Consider the following 479-nt stretch of genomic DNA (forward strand, 5'->3'; position numbering starts at 1 on the left):
GCTCCCGGGATGCTGAGCGACCGCCCGAACCGATCTTCTCTCAAAGCCGCGCTCGTCGCGGCTTTTTGCGTTGTTCTCGCCCCCGCATCCTTCGCCGAGCCCGCGCCGGAGGGCCGGAAGACGGAAAAGAAGCAGCCCTTGAGCCTCGACGACCTGTTCGCCCGTCTGAAGGCGGCGGGAGACGACGCGGAGGCCAAAGGCATCGCGCGGCTGATCGAGCAGCGGCTCGGACGCTCGGGCAGCGCGACGGCCGATCTTCTGACCGAGCGCGCCCGGCAGGCCATGTCCAGTCAGGACCTGCCCCTGGCCGTGGAACTGATGGACCGGGCCACCACGCTGGAGCCCGGCTGGTCCGAGGGCTGGAACCGGCGGGCCACGGTGTTCTGGATGCTCTCCGATCCGGCCGCGGCCATTTCGGATCTCCAGCGCACCCTCGTGCTGGAGCCACGCCACTACGAGGCCTGGGCGGCGCTCGGGCG

Annotated in this window: 1 protein-coding gene; it reads left to right on the top strand. The window is 70.4% G+C overall.

The window, feature by feature from the left end; translation table 11 throughout:
* Window positions 1–479 (top strand): hypothetical protein (locus tag CVH10_RS17305; RefSeq protein WP_219924745.1); only part of this gene is annotated, 479 nt, incomplete at both ends.

Origin of the sequence: Halomonas sp. ND22Bw (genome assembly GCF_003011945.1) — a bacterium.
Lineage (GTDB): Bacteria > Pseudomonadota > Gammaproteobacteria > Pseudomonadales > Halomonadaceae > Halomonas > Halomonas halophila.